Consider the following 18,625-nt stretch of genomic DNA (forward strand, 5'->3'; position numbering starts at 1 on the left):
GTCAGTCCTGGTTCTGCGGGGGAAGTGCTGCAACGAAGGGGTGGTCGGTGTGGGTGTTGCCGATCTTGGCAGCACCGCCCGGGGAGCCCAAAACGTCAAAGAATTCCACATTGGCCTTGTAGTACTCGGCCCACTCATCCGGGGTGTCATCCTCGTAGTAAATGGCCTCGACGGGGCACACGGGCTCGCAGGCGCCACAGTCAACACATTCGTCGGGGTGGATGTAGAGCGAGCGTTCGCCTTCGTAGATACAGTCGACGGGGCATTCCTCAACACATGCCTTGTCCTTGACATCCACGCACGGCTGCGCAATTACGTACGTCACGAACCCCAACCTTCCTCACAAGTCTCGTGCCGGCACAAATCGCCACCGGCTCTCCCATTATCCCCCACCGCCGCCGCAGCGCGCACTTTGGCAAGACTTAGTATGAAGTGGTGAACACTGCACTTGACCGGCTTGCCGGCCTTCCCCTGGGCACCCGCATGGTGGTCCGCTACCGGATTGGCGACGGACTCACCGATGCGCTGGGCGAGTTGAGCGCCCGCGACAGCCACGGCTGCACCATTTCCACCCGGTCCGGGCCCGTCACCATCGCGTACGACGACGTCCACCTCGCCAAGGCGGTGCCCCCTCCCCCGCCGCCGCGCGCCCGGCGCCTGCAGGGGTAGCGGCCGCCCTATTTCCGGTGGGACAGCTTGCCGCGCGGGTGCAGCAGGCGCCACACCACCAGCGCCGTGATGGGAGTGATGACGGCAATGCCGTACAGCCAGGTGGTGCCCTGGGTGTTGTCGAAAATCATGCCAAAGGAGCCCAGTTGCAGCGACAGCACTCCCGCCGTCGTGTAGGCGGCGGCACCGCACCACACCACCACCCAGGCGCTCCGGCTCCACATGCCCACAAACGTGGACACGGCGGCCAGCAGCAGCAGGGCCAGGGCGGAACCATAGGGGATGGCACTCTCCGGTCCGTCCGGGAACCAGGCATGGCCGTGCAGCGAGGTGCCCAGCAGCCCGGCACCAATCCCAGCGCCTGCCGCCGCGGCCACGACGGCCCAGCGGCGGGGCCGCGGGAAGGCCGGGCTTTTCTTCCCGTCGAGCAGTCCAGGCCCGGAAACGTCCAGGTCTTCCCCGGCTGCGGGGTCCGTCACGGCGTGCCCGCCCCGGTGCCGTAGATGGCTTCCGCGTCAATGGCCGTGAACTCCTCCACGGCGTTGATGTCGCGCCAGACGTTGTCCGAGAGCGCAAAGCGGTCCCCGTCCACAGTCATCTGGGTGCGGTGCGCCCGCATGGCGGCCGTCTTGGCGGCCATGTCGCCGGCCACGGCGAGCCGCGGGACACCGTCCTGCAGGGGGCGCTCCGGGCGGTCGCTGACAATGGCAAAGACGCCGGGCACCTTCCAGCCGGTCACCACGGATGCGGCTGCCGCCGGTCCCTCGGAGGAGCGCCCGGCCGATGCGGCCAGGCGCAGAGCGGCCACGGTAAGTTCATGGGCTCGGACGTGGTCGGGGTGCCCGTAGCCGCCGTCCTCGGCATAGCTGACCACCACGTCGGGCCGCAGCGACCTGATGGCGCGGGCCAGCAGCTCGGCTGTTTCCTCCAGCGGCGCCCTGGAGAATGATCCGGGCAGCACAGTGTCCGCCGCTGTGGCCCGCCCGTCCGGGCCCCACTGCATGCCGGAATCACGGAACACGGTTGGCCCGCCGTCCGGCGCCGTGACACCCTGCCCCAGCCAGATGTGCTCCGCCACGCCGAGGGCCGCAAGGGCCTCGGCCAGCTCGCGTTCCCGTTCCAGGGCCAACCCGGCACCCGGCGACGCTGCGTCCGAGGGGAGGAGGCCGGCGTCGTCCGCCACCGGCTCGTCTGGCAGGCGCAAGGCGCGCCCCACCTCCAGGTGGCCCAGCTCCGGCGGGATGACCTCGCCCAGCTCGCCGCGCGTGCAGGTCACGAGGACCACGCGCGTGCCGGCAGCGGCGGCGGCGGCCATGGTGGCGCCCGTGACAATGGTTTCATCGTCCGGGTGGGCGTGCACAAGGAGCATGGTGGTGCCGGGTCCGGTGCCGGGCAGCAGGGAGGGTGTGTCCATGCATTCCAATCTACTCGCAGCCCGGCCCCGCGCCCCAACGCAAAGGGCCGGCACCCACGGAAGTGTTCCTCCGTGAATGCCGGCCCCGTGGGGACGCGAGCAAACTAAACCAGGAGCGATGCTCCCGGAATGGCGTTGAGCAGGTCCTGCGTGTACTTCTGCTGCGGGTTGTTGAAGACCTCGTCAGTGGTTGCCTGCTCCACGAGACGGCCCTTCTGCATGACCGAGACCTCATCGGCGATCTGGCGGACCACCGCGAGGTCGTGGGTGATGAACAGGTACGTCAGGCCCAACTCTTCCTGCAGCTCGTTGAGCAGGTTCAGCACCTGCGCCTGCACCAGCACGTCCAGTGCCGAGACGGCCTCGTCACAGATGATGACATCCGGGTTCAGGGCCAGTGCACGCGCAATGGCGATACGTTGGCGCTGGCCACCGGAGAGCTCATTGGGGAAGCGCTGCATGGTGGAGGCAGGCATGGAAACCTGGTCCAGCAGTTCCCGCACCTTCTTCTCCCGCGACTTGGCGTTGCCGATCTTGTGGATCTTCAACGGCTCCTCGATGGTGCGGTAGATGTTGAACATCGGGTCCAGGGAGCCGTAGGGGTCCTGGAAGATGGGCTGCACGCGGCGGCGGAAGTCAAAGAGTGCCTTCCCCTTGAGCGTGTTCACCTCAACACCGTCAAAGAGGATGCTGCCCTCGGTGGGGGCCAGCAGGCTCAACGCCATCTGTGCCACGGTGGACTTGCCGGAACCCGACTCGCCCACAATGGCCATGGTGCTGCCGCGCTTGACGGTGATCGAGACGTCGTCAACGGCCTTGAAGTCCGTGGACTTGCCCAGGGCTCCGCGCAGCTTGAAGACCTTGGTGAGGTTCTTGATCTCCAGGATGGTGTCGCCGCGGCCCGCGGGCTTGTGCGTCTTGATCTCTTCGGCGTGCGCGACGGCGTCGGCCTTCTTGACGTCGGCGGGCTTGGCCACCTCCACCGTGCCGGCTGCCGCGGCTGCTGCCAGGGCCTCCTTGGCCTTGCCCGACTGCAACCGCTTCGACGCCAACGACGGCGCAGAGTTGACCAGGCGCTGCGTGTACGGGTGGCGCGGGTTGCGCAGGATTTCCAGTGCGGGACCCGATTCAACCACCTGCCCCTTGTACATCACCACGAGCTTTTCGGCGCGCTCGGCGGCAAGGCCGAGGTCGTGGGTGATGAGCAGCACAGCGGTGTTCAGCTCCGTGGTCATGCGGTCCAGGTGGTCCAGGATCTGGCCCTGCACCGTGACGTCCAGCGCCGAGGTGGGCTCATCGGCGATGAGCAGGCGCGGCCGGCAGGCCAGGCCAATCGCGATGAGCGCACGCTGGCGCATGCCGCCGGAGAACTCGTGCGGGTACTGCTTGGCACGGGCCGCGGCGTCGGGCAGGCCGGCCTCGGCCAGCACCTCCGCCACGCGCTCCTTGGAGTTGGCCCCCGCCAGGCCGTTGGCCTTGAGCGTTTCCTTGACCTGGAAACCAATCTTCCAGACCGGGTTCAGGTTGGACATGGGGTCCTGCGGGACCATGCCGATGGAGTTTCCGCGCAGCTCGACGATCCGCTTTGAGCTGGCGTTGGTGATGTCCTCGCCGTCAAAGATGATCTGCCCGCCGCTGACGCGTCCGTTGGAGGGCAGCAAGCCAATTGCGGCCAGCGCCGTGGTGGACTTGCCGGATCCGGACTCGCCAACAATGGCCACCGTCTCACCGGGCATCACCGTCAGGTGCGCATTGCGCACGGCGTTGACCGGGCCGCCCTGCGTGTCGAAGGTGATGGCGAGGTCCTTGATTTCCAGCAGTGGCACGTCGCTTGCGGCGCGTGCGCCGGACTTGTTCATGTCAATGTTTGCCAAGGCCAATCACCTCTTCCTTGCTTTGGGGTCCAGGGCGTCACGCAGTGCGTCACCGAGCATGATGAAGCTCAACACGGTGATGGACAGGGCCACGGCGGGCCACAGCAGCACCGCCGGGTTGTTGCGCACCTGCGGCTGGGCCGCAGCAATGTCGTTGCCCCAGGACATGATGGACTGGGGCAGGCCCAGACCCAGGAAGGACAGCGTTGCCTCGGCAACAATGAACGTTCCCAGCGAGATGCTGGCCACCACGATGATGGGTGCCAGCGAGTTGGGCAGCACGTGCTTGACCAGCGCGCTGAAGCGGGAGAGCCCCAGTGCCTTGGCTGCGGTGACGTAGTCCGAGTTCCGGTTTTCAATCACGGCACCACGGGTGATGCGGGCAATCTGAGGCCAGCCGAAGACCACAAGGACCGCGACCACGGTCCAGACACTGCGGTTGTCGCGGAAGGCCGGCAGCTGCATCATGACGATGGCGCCGAGAATCAGCGGCAGGGCGAAGAAGATGTCGCCCAGGCGAGCCAGGATGGAATCCAGCCAGCCACCGTAGTAGCCGGCCAGGGCGCCCATGGTGCCGCCAATGATGAGCACGCCGAGGGTGGTGAAAATACCAACCATCAGCGAGGCCCGGGTGCCGTGAATCATGCGCGCATACACGTCGCAGCCCTGCAGCGTGAAGCCCATGGGGTGCCCGGAACGGGGGCCCTCGGCAGAGTTGTCCAAGGTGCAACTGGTGGGGTCCACGGAAGCAAACCACTGCGGGAACGCTGCCACCACGACGACGAGCACAATCAGCACTGCGGAGATGATGAACAAGGGCTGCTTGCGCAAGTTGCGCCATGCCTCTGCCCACAGGCTCAGGGGTGCACCGCTTTCGTCAACCTTGTCGACGGCGGCCAGGGGGGTTTCTTCCAGCGGCGCTACGAAGTGCTCGATCACGCGCGTGGAGCTCTTGCCGAGGCGCGGGGTCGCAGTGCCCGGCTTCCTCGGTTCATTTTCAGGTGTCAGGTTCTCAGACATAGCGAATCCTCGGATCGAGCACGGCGTACAAAAGGTCCACAGCAAGGTTGGCCACCACAAAGACGATGACCAGCAGGCCCACAACGGCAACCACCGTGGCGCTTTCGCCCTTCAGGACGGCCTGGTAGACCAGGTTGCCGATGCCAGGGACGTTGAAGATGCCTTCCGTGACAATGGCGCCGCCCATGAGCGAGCCAAGGTCTGCACCGAGGAACGTGATGACGGGAATCAGTGAGTTGCGCAGGATGTGTACGACGACGACGCGGCGGCGGCTCAAGCCCTTGGCAGTTGCCGTGCGGACGTAGTCGGCATTCATGTTCTCGCTGATGGACGCACGCGTCAGCCTGATGACGTAGGCCAGGGAAACGAGACCCAGGACCAGGGCCGGGAGCACCAATTCGTTCCAGGGTGCCGTGCCGCTGACGGTGGGCCGGGCCCAGCCGAGCTGCACGCCAATGACGAGCTGGAGCACAAAGCCCAGGACGAAGGTGGGGACGGCGATGACGACGAGCGAGGCGACGAGGACGGTGCTGTCAAACAGCTTGCCCTTGCGCAGGCCTGCAATGACGCCAAAGAGAATGCCAAAGAAGGCCTCGAAGATGAGGGCCATGATGGCCAGGCGCGCTGTGACCGGGAAGGCCCGGATGATCACGGCAGAGACTTCCTGGCCTGAGAACGTCTGGCCCAGGTTCAGTGTCACAAGATTTTTCAGGTACAGCCCGTATTGGACCCAAAACGGTTGGTCCAGGTTGTACTGGGCGCGCAGGGCGGCCTCGACGGCGGGGGCCATGGGCTTGCCGCCGGAGAGCGCCGCGATGGGGTCGCCCGGTGTAACGAAAACGAGGAAGTAGACGAGCAAGGTTGCCCCGAAGAACACGGGGATCAACTGGAGGATGCGGCGGAAAGTAAACATCAACATGGGGCAGTCACCACGTCCTGCCGCCTGAAGAACAATTCATTCATGAAATTACCTGTTCACTAGCTGTCTGTGCGGGAACCATAGCACGCAGGCAGGGCCTGCCGCACAGATGCAATGTATGTGTGTGTGGGAGGAACACAGCCACAGGACAAAAAATGGGGAACCCGGTTTACGGCCGAGTTCCCCATTTATTTGTGCCAGGACGTATGTCCTAAAGCTTGGCTTGAAGCCTTGCTTACTTGGCGGTTACTTCGTTGTACAGCGGAACGCCGTTCCAGCCGAAGGGCACCGTGTTGACGTTGTTGCTCCACACGCCCTGGACGGCCTGGTACCACAGGGGCACGACCGGCAGGTCCTTGAGCAAGATTTCCTGGGATTCGTTGAAGATCTTGTTGCCGTCTTCAACGCTGGTTGCGGCCAGGCCTTCCTTCAGCTTGGCATCGAATGCTGCGCTGGAGTAGTCGCCGTCGTTGGAACCTGCACCGGTGCCGTACAGCGGGCCGAGGAAGTTGTACAGCGACGGGTAGTCGGCCTGCCAGCCGGCGCGTGAGGCACCGGTCAGCTTCTTGGAGTTGACCAGGGCGCGCATTTCCTTGAACGTCGGGATCGGGTTCAGTTCAGCCTTGATGCCCAGGTTGGTGGAGATCTGGTTGGCCATGGCCGTGATGTATTCCTTGTTGCCGGCACCATCAATGTTGGAGGAGATGGTGAAGACCTTGCCGGCGGGCCAGGGGCTGATGGCTTCAGCCTTTGCCCAGGTTTCCTTGGCCTTGGCGGCGTCGAACTTCAGGACCTCGGCGCCCGGGATGTTGGCGTTGTAGCCGTCGATGACGGGTGAGGTGAAGTCCGCAGCAATCTTCTTGTTGCCGTAGAAGATCTTGTCGATGATCTGCTGGCGGTCAATCGCCATGGAGATTGCCTGGCGTCGCAGCAGGCCGGCCTCGCCCTGGAACTCGGGCAGGTAGGACGGGATCGTCATGGTCGCGTTGCCCGCGTAGGGCTGGTTGACGTAACGGCCTTCGAAGTCGGTCTTGTAGTTCTGCAGGCCGCTCGGCGGGACCTGGTCCAGGATGTCCAGGTTGTCCGACTTGACGTCCGTGTAGGCTGCGTCGAAGTTGCTGAAGATCTTGAAGGTCACGCCGCCGTTCTTGGGCGCGCGCGGTCCCTTGTACTTGTCGTTGGGGACCAGGGTGATGGAAACTTCGTGCTTCCAGCCATCCGCTGCCAGCTTGTACGGGCCGTTGCCAACCGGGTTTTCGCCGAATGCCTTGGGGTCCGCATAGGCAGACTCGGGCAGCGGGTAGAAGGCGGTGTAGCCAAGGCGCAGCTTGAAGTCGGACTCGGGCTGGGCCAGGGCAACCGTGAAGGTGGTGTCATCGACAACCTTCAGGCCTTCCATCTTGTCTTCCGTGGAACCCTCCGCAGAGACCTTGTCGTAGCCCTTGATGGACTCGAAGAAGTAGCTGTTCAGCTGTGCGTTCTTGGCGGCTGCACCAAAGTTCCAGGCATCCACGAAGTTCTTCGCGGTGATGGGGGAACCGTCGCTGAAGGTTTCGCCGGCCTTGATCTTGATGGTGTAGTTCTGGGAATCCGTTGACTCGATGGACTCGGCAAGCTCGTTGACGATCGCACCCTTGGCGTCGTAACTGACCAGGCCGGAGAAGATCAGGTCCATGACGCGACCGCCACCAACTTCGTTGGTGTTGGCCGGCAGCAGGCCGTTGCCGGGCTCGGTGCTGTTGGCTGTGATCACCTTGGTGGTGTCACCGCCGCCGTTGCCATTGCCGGTGTCAGTGCCGCCACCGCAGGCAGAGAGTGACAGTGCCAGTACGGCCGCCACGCCCAGTGCTTTGTAAGTCCTTGCGAAACGCATTCCGCCTCCTTGTTTGAGATTGACGCGAGTCAAATACCCGTTTGTGCCGGGTGGTGAAATTCACCATTGAATCCACCTGTGTTTTAACTCATACCTGACTAGGTTAGCCCGATTGGCTACCGGCAAGTAGCTGGGATCACATTCTGGGGAGATCTTTACCGAGATGAAACATTTCCGCCGGGCCCCCGGGACGCAAAAAAGGGCCTGCTGCATCCACTCTGTGGATGCAGCAGGCCCTTCACCGGGAGCCCCGGCGGGTGTTGCTAGTTCTTGGCGCGGCTGCGGGCTGCCTTGGCACGCTCGGAAGCGTCCAGGATCAACTTGCGGATGCGGACAGCCTCCGGGGTAACCTCAACGCACTCGTCTTCACGAGCGAATTCCAGGGACTCTTCCAGAGTCAGGTTGCGCGGCGGGGTCATGTTCTCGAAGGTGTCCGAGGAAGCTGCACGCATGTTGGTGAGCTGCTTTTCGCGGGTGATGTTCACGTCCATGTCATCGGCGCGTGAGTTCTCGCCGACGATCATGCCCTCGTAGACCTCGGAGGTGGGCTGCACGAAGAAGCTCATGCGTTCCTGGAGCTTGATCATCGCGAACGGGGTGACGACGCCGGAGCGGTCAGCCACGATGGAACCGTTGGTGCGGTACTCGATGGGGCCGGCCCACGGCTCGTAACCCTCGGAGATGGACGCCGCGATGCCGGCACCGCGGGTGTCGGTCATGAAGCGGGTGCGGAAGCCGATCAGGCCACGGGCCGGAACGATGAATTCCATGCGGCACCAGCCGGTGCCGTGGTTGGCCATGTTGGTCATGCGGCCCTTGCGGGCGGCCATCAGCTGGGTCACGGAGCCCAAGTATTCCTCGGGTACGTCGATGGTCATGTGTTCCATCGGCTCGTGAACCTTGCCGTCGATCATCTTGGTCACAACCTGCGGCTTGCCAACGGTCAGCTCGAAGCCTTCGCGACGCATCTGCTCAACGAGGATGGACAGGGCCAATTCGCCACGGCCCTGGACTTCCCAGGCGTCGGGACGCTCGGTGGGAAGAACCTTCAGGGAAACGTTACCGATCAGTTCCTTGTCGAGGCGGTCCTTGACCTGGCGGGCGGTGACCTTGTGGCCCTTGACGCGGCCGGCCAACGGGGAGGTGTTGATACCGATGGTCATGGAGATGGCCGGCGGGTCAACGGTGATCAGCGGCAGCGGCTGCGGGTCGTCGATGTCGGTCAGGGTTTCACCAATGGTGATGTCCTCGATGCCTGCAACAGCCACGATCTCGCCGGGACCGGCGGACTCGGCGGGAACACGGGTCAAGGCCTTGGTGGCCAGCAGTTCGGTGATCTTGACGGGCTTGATGGTGCCATCGGCACGGGCCCATGCAACCATCTGGCCCTTGCGCAGGGTGCCGTTGAAGATACGCAGCAGAGCCAAACGGCCCAGGAACGGGGAAGCGTCCAAGTTGGTGACGTGCGCCTGCAGGACACCTTCCGGGTTGTACTTCGGGGCCGGGATGTGGTCGATGATGGTCTTGAACAGGGGCTCAAGGTCTTCGTTGTCCGGTGCCGTGCCGTTTTCGGGCTGCACGGTGGAGGCGCGGCCCAGCTTGCCGGATGCATAAACAACGGGAACGTTCAGGACGGCGTCGAGGTCCAGGTCCGGTACTTCGTCAGCCATGTCCGAAGCCAGGCCCAGCAGCAGGTCCATGGACTCGGCAACAACCTCGTCGATGCGGGCATCGGGGCGGTCGGTCTTGTTGACCAGCAGGATTACGGGGAGCTTTGCAGCCAGTGCCTTGCGCAGCACGAAGCGGGTCTGCGGCAGCGGGCCTTCAGAGGCGTCAACGAGCAGCACAACGCCGTCAACCATGGACAGACCGCGCTCAACTTCGCCACCGAAGTCGGCGTGGCCGGGGGTGTCGATGACGTTGATGGTCATGTTCAGGCCGTTGGCCGAGGGGCCGCTGTAGGCAACGGTGGTGTTCTTCGCCAAAATGGTGATGCCCTTTTCGCGCTCCAGGTCACCGGAGTCCATGACGCGCTCTGCAACGTCGCCGTGGGCGGCGAATGCGTGCGTCTGCTGGAGCATGGCGTCGACCAGGGTCGTCTTTCCATGGTCAACGTGCGCCACAATGGCGACGTTGCGCAGGTCATTGCGCGAGGCAGTATTGAGGGAAAGATCGCTCATGCGTGAAGACTCGTTTCAGTTGGGCCCGGCTGCAGGCCCGGAAGGGCGACGGCAGAAAGTCACATTTATGTTTGGCCGTGAAAAATCGGCAGATAACACCATTCTAGACGTAGTGCCAAATACGGCCTAGCCACTTTATCCCATCCGTGCCATGTTTTTGCACACGGCACCCGCGCCCTGGACCGCGCCGTTCCTGCCACTGCCCGGATTCTTGCCCGGAATGCGCGACGGCGGGACGCCCCGTCCGTGACAAAAATCACCCGCCACCGGGGTGCTTTGGGAGATCAGCGGCGGTGCCTGGCCAGCCAGGCGGCGTAGAGTTCCTCGCGGCGGCGCACGATGCCCCTGATGTGCAGCACCCCGCCCAGCAGCACAGCCGGGAACGCCATGAAGGAGGGCAGCAGCACTGCGGCGTCGGGTTCACGCCCCCTCGGGGAGAACAGGAACAATGCCAGGCAGGCCGCCCAGACGAGGCCCAGGATGATCCACATGGCAACCACGTTGATGGTGGCGCTGGATTCCATGTCCTTGGCGTTGTCCAGCGGTTTGGGGTCCTTGCGGGTGAAGCGCAGCCCTGCTGTGGCCAGCCAGCCAATCCCGGCCAGGACAGCTCCCACGCCGGCCATGACAAGGCCTGATTGGGCGCTCCCGCCCAGCAGCAGGGACGCCACAGCCCAGGCAGCTCCGGAACCGGCAACGCAGAGCCCGCCCAGGACTGCCGCCACGAGCAGGGTGCGGCGCCGTGCGTAGCCCAGGGCCAGCTGAGCGGGGCCTGGCTGCGGCGGTTGCTGTGCCGTCACGGGGCCGTGCGGAAGGCGGCAGCGACGGCGGCACCGGCCGTGGTGTCCCCGAGTTCCCGCACCGTCAGTTGCCCGTCGGCGGCGAGCGGCAGCGCCGCCAACAGGGCGGGTTCGCCGTCGGCCACCTTGATGTTGGCCACCACTGGCTCCGCCCCGGGCGTCCAGTGCTGCGAGGTGATGACGCCGGCTCCGGCGGCCTGGGCCTCGGCCACGGCGCCGTCCACGAGCTGCTCCACAAAGTCCGCCAGGTCAATGTCGTCGCGCAGTGGCAGGCAGATGTATTCGCTCAGTGGCTGCAGGAAGAATGCCGCCCTGGCACCGGGCGACTCCACCACATAGGTGGGCAGTGCAGCCGCCGGGCCCAGCCGGGCCACCTGGTACCAGGACCGGGCGCTGGCCAGGATCCGGGCGATGACCTCCGCGTCGCCCTGCAGCGCAATGTCCTCGCCTTCGCGGTGGATGGAGCCGCGGATGTTCAGGGTGCCCACACCGGCACGGACCAGGTCACTGTCCTCGGGGAGCTCGGCCAGGCCCAGGGCCTTGCGGCTGAGGTCAATCTCCGGACCCGAGTTGAAGGACAGCAGGGCCAGGATTTCGTGGCTCGTGATGCGGTAGGCGCTGTCCGGGAGCGGTGTGCTGGATTCGTTGGTCATGGTTTCCTTGGTTTTTGGGCGAGGGATGGGGTCCGTTGCTGGCGGCGTGCTCGGGCCGGCCTAGCCGAAACCGAGCTTACCGCCCAGCCAGCCGATCCCGTCTCCCACCGCGTTGGCCGCATCCTTGACCCCGCCCACCACGGCGGCCCCGCCGTCCCAGATGCGTTTGGTAAGTGGCACGTCGCCGGAAATCATGGAGGCAATCCCCCATACGAGGCCGACGGCGCCGATCGCGATGCCCACGGGGGCGCCGACGCCCGTGGCGGTGGCTGCGATGGCGGCGACTGAGAGTGCGGCGGCAATGCCTCCGTCGGCGACGCGGAAGGGGTCCTTGTTTTCAATGCCGGACCAGATGTCCAGGGCACCGAGCAGGGCGCCGGCGACGCCCAGCACCCGGCCGCCGACCTTGATGGCCTTGTCGAGTTTGGGCATGTACTTCTCAAAGTCGGCCAGGCCCAGGTTCCAGCCGAACTTGTCGGCCACAAATTTCAGGGCATTGACGATTCCCGAGGTGGCTGCGCCGTCACCTCCGAAGAACTTTTCCATGACGAATTCGACGCCGCCGGGAGCGTGCTTGTAGTTCGGGTCGGTGAAGGCATCCGACCAGTCCTTGCCGTCGCCAGCGGCGGCGGGCGTGTTTGCGCCTGCGGGCGCGGAACCGCCTTCGGCCGCACTCGCGGTTTCCTGTTCGTCCGCCTGGGCGGCCAGCAGCTTGGCCGCATCCTCGAGCCCGGCCCCCGCTGTGCGCAGGGTGGGGCGGAGGTTGCTGGCCCACCGCTGCCTGAACCGCTCACTGTCCGCGCCCCGCCAACGGGTGCCGCCGAGGGCGGCATTCAGTTCCCGTGCCACGTTGTCCAGCTGCTGCCCGGAGCGGCTCATGGCCTTGGCCAGCTCCCGCATCTGGGCCGGATCGGCGCCAATCATTCCCTCGCCCACGGCGTGTTCCCCTCAGTCGGCTGTTGCTCCGCCCTGGCGCGGAACAACAGCTTCCGACGATACGGCAGCCGTTGGCGGGCCGCGATGGGGACTGCTCCCCACCCCGCCTGCGGCAGCTGTTCGGCGCCTACTTGAGGCGCGCCCACTGGGCGACGCTGTTCCAGGGCCCGATGTCCAGGGGTGAGTACTGCACGCCCGTGGCGTGCGGCCCCGTGGCGGACAGAACCGTGCGCTGGAACAGGGGCAGGCCGTAGCCGGCGCCGACCACGAGCTTGTCGATCTGCATTTTCAGTGCGTTTTGCTTTGCCGTGTCCGGGTTGGCGGCGAGCTGTTCGGTCAGCTGGTCCACAACGGTGTTGGAGAAGTTGTTCAGGTTGGACGGGGCACCGGTGCGGAACACCTCGGGCACCTGGATGGACCCGGTGGGGTTGCTGGTCCAGCCGTACAGGGCCACGTCGAAGGCGCCGGCGCGCAGCGCGGGCAGCCATTCGCCTGACTTCTTGCCGGCATCCGTGACGGAGAACCCGGCCTCAGCTGCCGCGGCGGCAACGAGGGCATATTCGGCGGCGCGGTCCGGGTCGTCCTTGTTGTACAGCACGCGCACGGTGGGCCGGGCGCCGTCGAGCAATTCCTTTGCTTTCTCGACGCCGGTGTTGCCGGCGGTGGCCGTCTGCGTCCCGGCGGCTGCCGCGAACTGTCCGGTCCCGTTGTTCCCGGCGGACTCCTTGTAGGGTTTCTCGGCGCGGCGGAACACAAAGGAGTTGAGCAGCTCGATGCCCGGGTCCAGCGGCTTGGCGAGTTGTTCGAGGATATCCTGGCGCGGCACGGTGAGCAGGAAGGCCGTGCGCAGGTCCGGATTGGACAGAACGCCCTTGAAGTTGAGCACCAGCTGCTCAAAGCCCAGGCCGTCGCCGCGCTGGAGCTGGACGCCGGCGGAGGACAGCGCCGTGAGCGCCTCAACCCGGGTGGCGGTGGCGGGCGGCGAGATGATGTCGGCGGTGCCGGCAGCCAGGGCGGCCACCTGCTTGTCGGCGTCTGGCTCGTAGTGCACGGTGATGGTGTCCAGCGTGGGCACCTGGCCCCAGGCGTAGTCCGCGTTGCGGGTCAGGACCAATTCCTTGCCGGGGGTGATGGACTTGACCAGGTAGGGGCCGTTGGACAGGGCCAGGGTGGGGTCGGGCATGCTCTTGGTGTCAAAGCCGGTGTTCCAGAAGTCCGCCACCTTGCGCAGCTGGGCGTTGGCGGCGATGGGCTTGGCCGGGTCCCCCTTGGGCAGGGCCTGCAGCAAAAGGGTCAACGCCGGCGCGTCAACAAGCCCTGAGCGGGCCGCCACAATGTGCGCGGGGATGGACACGGTGGAGCCCAGCGCCGTTTCCCAGTCGGAGAAAGGTGTGGTGTAGGTGAGGGTCAACGACTTGCCGCCGTCGCCCACCACGGGCATCGCCGTCTTGGCCAGCCCGGAGTTGTCCCCCGCGGCGTGGAAGTAGGCATTCCCCTTGACCACGGCAAACGACTTGTCCAAGGTGGCGTCGTTGAAATAGCCGGAGCGTGCGGCCCACTGGAGGAACAGGTCATCGGCGGTGACGGGGGCGCCGTCGGACCACTGCACGCCGTCGTTGATCGTGTACTTGATGGTCAGGGGGTCGTCCTTGACCATCTCGTACTTGCCGAATTTCTCGTTCTTGACGATCTTCAGCTCAGTGTCCACGGTGTTGAAGCCGGAGTGGGTTGCGGCGTCGATCCTGGTGTTCGTGGCGGCATCGCCCGTGACGCCTGAGGCGTTGAAGGAGGTAAACGGCGCGGCTTCGAGCACCGTGACGTTGCCGCCGGGCGCGGCCGTGGCGGTGGGGGTCGTCTCGACGGGGGCGGGTTCGGGGCCCGTGCAGGCCGCCAGCGCCAGTGCGATTGCTGCGGCTGCAGCGAGTGCTTTGGAAATGCGTCCGGGCCGCATTCCACCTCCAGGTTCTTTGCATCAGTGTGTGTTCGGGACTCCGTGGGCTCCATGCCTGTCCCGGGATCAATCCTGCATGCAAGGTTACCGCAGGGCCCCGGACGGGAGCTGTGAACAATTTGGGCGCCCCCTGCCGGCGGTCAGTAGCCTGTGTGCCCGTCCAGGCATTCGCGCAGCAGGTCCGCATGGCCCAGGTGCCGGGCGTATTCCTCGATCATGTGGGTGTAGACCCAGCGCAGGTTCAGCTCCTGCCCGCGCCGCAGCCCGGGCAGCGCCGCGTCAAGGCTGCCGACGCCGGCGGCGTGGGCGCGCACCCGCACCAGTTCCTCCGGGTAGGCGGCAACGTCGGCCAAGGCCGTCTCGACGCTGTATTCGGTGAAGTCCGCATCCGGGTCCTGCGACTTGTAGCGGGCTTGCTCATCGCTGCCCGCCACCACGTTGGAGAACCAGTAGCGCTCCACATCGGTGAGGTGCCGGACGATCCCGGCCAGCGTCATGGTCGACGGCGGCACGGCCTCCCGGCACAGTTGTTCCGCCGTGAGTCCGCCAAGTTTCAGGGGCAGCGTTTCGCGGTAGAACTCAAGCCATGCCTCCAGCGACTCCCGCTCCCCCGCCATGAAGGGCGGGCCCGTGCGGGTGTCGGCCGGTTCGGGGGTTCGTGTGTCTTGTGTGCGCATGGCCCCACTTTCCCACACGAAGGGGCCGCCGCCGTCGAATGTGGAACGTCATTTTCCGCCGAACACTGGCCAACTCCGCACGGCGGCGGCAAGAATGGCCCCATGGTCTTGCGCATTGAAAATGTATCCGTTGATTCCACCTCGCCCGCCGAAACGGCGCAGTTCTGGGCGGAGGTGCTGGGTTGGCGGATTGTCGAGGACGACGACGACGAGGTCGCCCTGCAGCCGCCGGCCGACAGCCCCCTGGCCGGCAAGGTCCCGGACCTCTTGTTCCTGCGCGTGCCGGAAGACAAGGCGGTGAAGAACCGCCTGCACCTGGACCTGCGCCCGGAGGACCAGGCCGCCGAAGTTGCGCGGCTGGAGGCGCTGGGCGCCACCCGGGTGGACATTGGGCAGGGCGAGGTGACTTGGGTGGTCATGGCAGACCCCGAGGGCAATGAGTTCTGCGTGCTGCGGTCTGCCTCAACCTGACTTTTGACTTTGGGCGGCCTTGGCCGCTGAGCTCTGCGCAGGACCAGCCGAACCGCAGCCGGTCCAGGGCGCAGAAACGCCCGGGATGCCTTGCATCCCGGGCGTTCATGTCATGCGTCGTCAGCCGTGGCGCCGGCCGAGCCGTCGCCGGTTGACCACGACCGTGGCCACACCTGCTGCAGCGGCCAACAGGCCCAGCAGCAGGATCCAGCCGGCAGCGGCGGGCAGGCCGGTGTTGGCCAGGTTGCCGGAGCCGTCATTGGACGAGCCTGTCGTCGGCACATTCGTCACCGTCTGCGTCGGCACGGCGGATGCCGTGGCTTCCGCCGTCGGTGTCGGTTTGGCGGCCGGCGCCGTGAGCGCCAGGTCTGCAACACCGGAGGCAGAGCTTGCCAGGAAGGACGGATCCGCCGGAACGAACGTTGCCACCAGCTTCATCACCGATACCGGGGTGCTATTCGGCACGGTGATCGGGATCGTCACCGCCGCGCCGGCACTTCCCGCAGCCGCCTTGGCAACGGGCGATGTGCCGCCCAGGGGTGCCGAGGCAAGAAGCGTGTTGCCGTTGCGGATCTCCACTGTGCCCTTGGGCAGCGTCAGGTCAGCCGATTCAACCGTGACCTTGGCGTTGACCGGTGTGGTCGATCCGATTTCCAGGCTGCGGGCTGAGAGTTCCGCAGTTGTTGTGGTCGCGGCAGCCTTTGTCGGGTGGACATTTGCGGCCCACTCCGTGGGCTTTTCGCTCAACTTGAACGAGACATTGCTGGCCTGCTCCAGGGTGGAAGCCTTCATCCAGCTGCGGCCGTAGGCATGTCCGTCGACCTCCATCGAGGCAATGAACGGTGAGCTTGCCGGGTCGCCGTCGGTGGTGATGCGCGTCGGCTTGCCATTGGCCCACAAGGTGGCGGCGGGGAACAGCGGCGAGGAAATGGCCAGGCCGGGGTCCGAGGGTGACACGGGGAAGAGTCCGAGCGAGGCGAAGACAAACCAGCTTGACTGCGCGCCCATGTCATCGTTTCCGGGCATTCCGTCCCGGGCAGTGCTGAACGCGGTTTCGCGCAACTGACTGACCACGTACTGGCTTGCGGCTGGTCGGCCCACCCAGTTGTAGGCCCAGGGTGCCTGGTAGCCCGGTTCGTTGCCCATGTAGAAGGTCTGGGCGTCCTGGCCTCCGTTGAGCTGCGCAAGGGTCGGCTTGGCAGTCAGCTCATCGTCCATGGAGAAGAGTGCGTTGAGGCGGTCAATCGCTGCCTCGTTGCCGCCGGTGGTTTCAATGAGGTCGTCCCAGGACTGGCCGAAGGACCAGAAGTAATTCGGTTCCGTCGATTCATGGAATGAGCCGGGGCTGACCACGTCTCCGAGCGTGCCGGGGGTGGTCGGGGCCTTCCTGGCCACGAGCTTGCCCGTGGCGGGGTCCACCATGTTCTTCCACAGTTCGGTTCGGTCCGCCAGCTTGTCGAGGTCGCTGTCGGTCACTGCCACTGCCGGGTTGTTGCGCACGTCCTCGCCGACGGCGGAGAGGAAGGAGTAAGCGCCGTAGTCGCTGTTGAACCGCTCAATGTTGGCACTGGCATGGTCAGCGTCGGTGTAGTACCCGAAGTCCAGGTAGCTGGCTGAATTGGGGAAACTCTTGTTGCCGTTGCAGGCACTCGTGGGATCGAATGCGGACTGCTTGACCAGCTTCGCTGCGGTCACCACGTCAAAGTCACGGGCGCCAAAGGCGTAGCTTCCGGCCAAGACGGGCAGGGCGTTGTCGCCGGACATCGGGGTGGAATCGTCGCTTGCATCCACCCAGTGCGGGAGCGCGCCGCACTGCATTCCGTCAACAACCGTCGACTGAGCCACGTCGTTGGCAACATCCGGTGCCAGGATCGCCAGCAGTTGTGCCTGGGACCTGTAGGTGTCCCAGAACGAAAGGCCCGAGTAGTGGGTCGAGTAGGAACCCTTGCTGCCGTCGGGCTTGGTGTAGTCGTAGTCGGCAACGTTGACCGGTGCGCGTTCTTCGACTCGGCCGGTGGGGTCGACAACGGTGGTCAGTGGCTTGTTGGCGGCGAGGCTTCTGAAATCACCGTTGACATCCGAGTAGATGGTTGGCGAACCGAGCACGCGGTAGAGGGAGGTGTAGAACTTCTCCAGGTTCGTGTGCTGTTCGGGAGTTAGCGCACCGGGGTTCGCGGCCTGGTCCACCTGCACCGTGTTCAGCCGGGCATTCCACTTGTTGGTGGCAGCGGCCTTGACCTGTTCCAGGCTCGAGGATTCATTCTCGGTGCGCAGGTTCAGCTCGGCATTCTCAACGCTCACCGGTGAGATGCCCACACGCATGTTGAGGGTGGGGTCGTTGGCCGGAAGGTCGTACTGCAGAACGGTTGAGCCGTTGATTTCCTTGTTGACCGTGCTGGCCGGGTCCGCCTGTGCCTTCAGCGGCTTGTCGAATTCGGCGTAGAAGTACACGTTGGAGTTGTAGGCGGTTCCCCAGGGGATGCAGAAGGCCGGTGCGACCGTCTTGCCGGAGAGAACCTTGCCGTCCGCGGAGATTTCCAGCGAGACGTTCTCGGGCTTGACCTTGCCCCGGGTGCTGGAGGAGTTGGAGGTCCCGTTCAGGCGGGTGTCCAGGCTGAAGTAGCCCTTGTCCGCGGCGGGGTAGGTGAACCGGGCGATGCCTGTCCGCTCCGTCGCGCCGAGCTGGACGCCGACGCCGCTGTCGAGCGTCACGGAGTACTCGCCGGGCGAGGCAGTCTCGGAGGAGGTCTGGAACTTGGCTGGCTGCTGCGGCACTCCGGAGGCATTGCTGACTGAGGTGGGTGTGGTGCGCGGCAGCATGCCGACGACGCCCTGGCCCGGGCAGCCAACACCGTTGAGGTGGGTCAGGCTGAAGAAGTTGACGGAGGCCTCGGTGGCGTTGGCGGGGACCAGGTACCCACCGGAACCGTTGTAGTTGGTGCGCGACATGTCGGGACCGAAGGTGACCATGCCGAAGGGCATCTTCGCGCCGGGGCTGATGTTGCCGGCGTAGCCACTGGTCGAGGACACCGAGGTGCCGATGAGCGGATTCACAAACTGGGTGAGCTCGATCTGCTTGCCCACCTCCGGGGCAGCCACGGCCGGAGTCGAGAATGTGGTTGGGGCGAGTGAAAAAGCGAGCGCGGTCGCCAGGCCGGCGGCCATCCCGGCTCTGAGTCGCCGCAAAC

General features: G+C 65.3%; 16 protein-coding genes. 2 read left to right on the forward strand and 14 right to left on the reverse strand.

Annotated features, from left to right (window positions below; genetic code table 11):
* Position 1: 1 nt before the first annotated feature.
* Positions 2-325 carry a ferredoxin gene (gene fdxA / locus PCK14_RS05190; RefSeq protein WP_054012064.1) on the reverse strand — a complete coding sequence of 108 codons (324 nt, stop codon included), beginning with the start codon at positions 323-325 and terminating at the stop codon, positions 2-4.
* Positions 326-435: 110 nt separating this feature from the next.
* Between fdxA and PCK14_RS05195 the strand changes: the two genes are divergently transcribed.
* Entirely contained in the window at positions 436-669 is a 234-nt protein-coding gene (locus tag PCK14_RS05195) for a putative acetyltransferase (protein WP_333474344.1), read from the forward strand.
* A gap of 8 nt (positions 670-677) precedes the next feature.
* Here PCK14_RS05195 and PCK14_RS05200 read toward each other — a convergent pair whose 3' ends face one another.
* The 12 genes from PCK14_RS05200 to PCK14_RS05255 all read right to left on the reverse strand — a co-directional run bounded on the left by PCK14_RS05200 (position 678) and on the right by PCK14_RS05255 (position 14,966).
* On the reverse strand, positions 678-1,148 hold the full coding sequence (locus PCK14_RS05200) for a hypothetical protein (protein ID WP_269937410.1): 471 nt from the start codon (positions 1,146-1,148) through the stop codon (positions 678-680).
* Positions 1,145-2,083 carry a PIG-L family deacetylase gene (locus PCK14_RS05205; RefSeq protein ID WP_269937411.1) on the reverse strand — a complete coding sequence of 313 codons (939 nt, stop codon included), beginning with the start codon at positions 2,081-2,083 and terminating at the stop codon, positions 1,145-1,147. Before PCK14_RS05205 ends, PCK14_RS05200 begins: the two co-directional genes overlap by 4 nt.
* A 104-nt stretch (positions 2,084-2,187) precedes the next feature.
* Positions 2,188-3,942, reverse strand: coding sequence for a dipeptide ABC transporter ATP-binding protein (locus PCK14_RS05210; RefSeq protein ID WP_269937622.1), 1,755 nt, complete (start codon positions 3,940-3,942; stop codon positions 2,188-2,190).
* Positions 3,943-3,963: 21 nt separating this feature from the next.
* A complete protein-coding gene (locus PCK14_RS05215) occupies positions 3,964-4,977 on the reverse strand; it encodes an ABC transporter permease (RefSeq protein ID WP_269937412.1) in 1,014 nt (337 codons plus the stop codon).
* Positions 4,970-5,896 carry an ABC transporter permease gene (locus PCK14_RS05220; protein WP_269937413.1) on the reverse strand — a complete coding sequence of 309 codons (927 nt, stop codon included), beginning with the start codon at positions 5,894-5,896 and terminating at the stop codon, positions 4,970-4,972. Before PCK14_RS05220 ends, PCK14_RS05215 begins: the two co-directional genes overlap by 8 nt.
* Positions 5,897-6,131: 235 nt before the next feature.
* Entirely contained in the window at positions 6,132-7,769 is a 1,638-nt protein-coding gene (locus PCK14_RS05225; RefSeq protein WP_269937414.1) for a peptide ABC transporter substrate-binding protein, read from the reverse strand.
* A 263-nt stretch (positions 7,770-8,032) separates the two neighbouring features.
* The gene (typA, locus tag PCK14_RS05230) at positions 8,033-9,949 is read right to left on the reverse strand and encodes a translational GTPase TypA (RefSeq protein WP_269937415.1); all 1,917 of its coding nucleotides are present in this window, start codon (positions 9,947-9,949) and stop codon (positions 8,033-8,035) included.
* A 284-nt stretch (positions 9,950-10,233) separates the two neighbouring features.
* Positions 10,234-10,749, reverse strand: coding sequence for a hypothetical protein (locus tag PCK14_RS05235; RefSeq protein WP_269937416.1), 516 nt, complete (start codon positions 10,747-10,749; stop codon positions 10,234-10,236).
* Positions 10,746-11,402, reverse strand: coding sequence for a hypothetical protein (locus PCK14_RS05240; protein ID WP_269937417.1), 657 nt, complete (start codon positions 11,400-11,402; stop codon positions 10,746-10,748). The genes PCK14_RS05235 and PCK14_RS05240 overlap by 4 nt, the downstream gene beginning before the upstream one ends.
* Before the next feature lie 60 nt (positions 11,403-11,462).
* Positions 11,463-12,338: a WXG100 family type VII secretion target gene (locus tag PCK14_RS05245; protein WP_269937418.1), complete on the reverse strand. Its 876-nt coding sequence runs from the start codon at positions 12,336-12,338 to the stop codon at positions 11,463-11,465.
* 127 nt (positions 12,339-12,465) lie between these two features.
* Entirely contained in the window at positions 12,466-14,289 is a 1,824-nt protein-coding gene (locus PCK14_RS05250; RefSeq protein WP_269937419.1) for an ABC transporter substrate-binding protein, read from the reverse strand.
* A gap of 140 nt (positions 14,290-14,429) precedes the next feature.
* Positions 14,430-14,966 carry a DinB family protein gene (locus tag PCK14_RS05255; protein ID WP_269937420.1) on the reverse strand — a complete coding sequence of 179 codons (537 nt, stop codon included), beginning with the start codon at positions 14,964-14,966 and terminating at the stop codon, positions 14,430-14,432.
* A gap of 102 nt (positions 14,967-15,068) precedes the next feature.
* On the opposite strand from PCK14_RS05255, the gene PCK14_RS05260 reads away from it, so the two are divergent.
* Entirely contained in the window at positions 15,069-15,437 is a 369-nt protein-coding gene (locus PCK14_RS05260; protein ID WP_269937421.1) for a VOC family protein, read from the forward strand.
* 120 nt (positions 15,438-15,557) lie between these two features.
* Here PCK14_RS05260 and PCK14_RS05265 read toward each other — a convergent pair whose 3' ends face one another.
* The gene (locus tag PCK14_RS05265; RefSeq protein ID WP_269937422.1) at positions 15,558-18,536 is read right to left on the reverse strand and encodes a glycoside hydrolase domain-containing protein; all 2,979 of its coding nucleotides are present in this window, start codon (positions 18,534-18,536) and stop codon (positions 15,558-15,560) included.
* Between the last annotated feature and the right edge of the window lie 89 nt (positions 18,537-18,625).

The sequence above is a fragment of the Arthrobacter sp. HY1533 genome (genome assembly GCF_027568515.1).
In the GTDB taxonomy this organism is placed as follows: Bacteria; Actinomycetota; Actinomycetes; order Actinomycetales; family Micrococcaceae; genus Specibacter.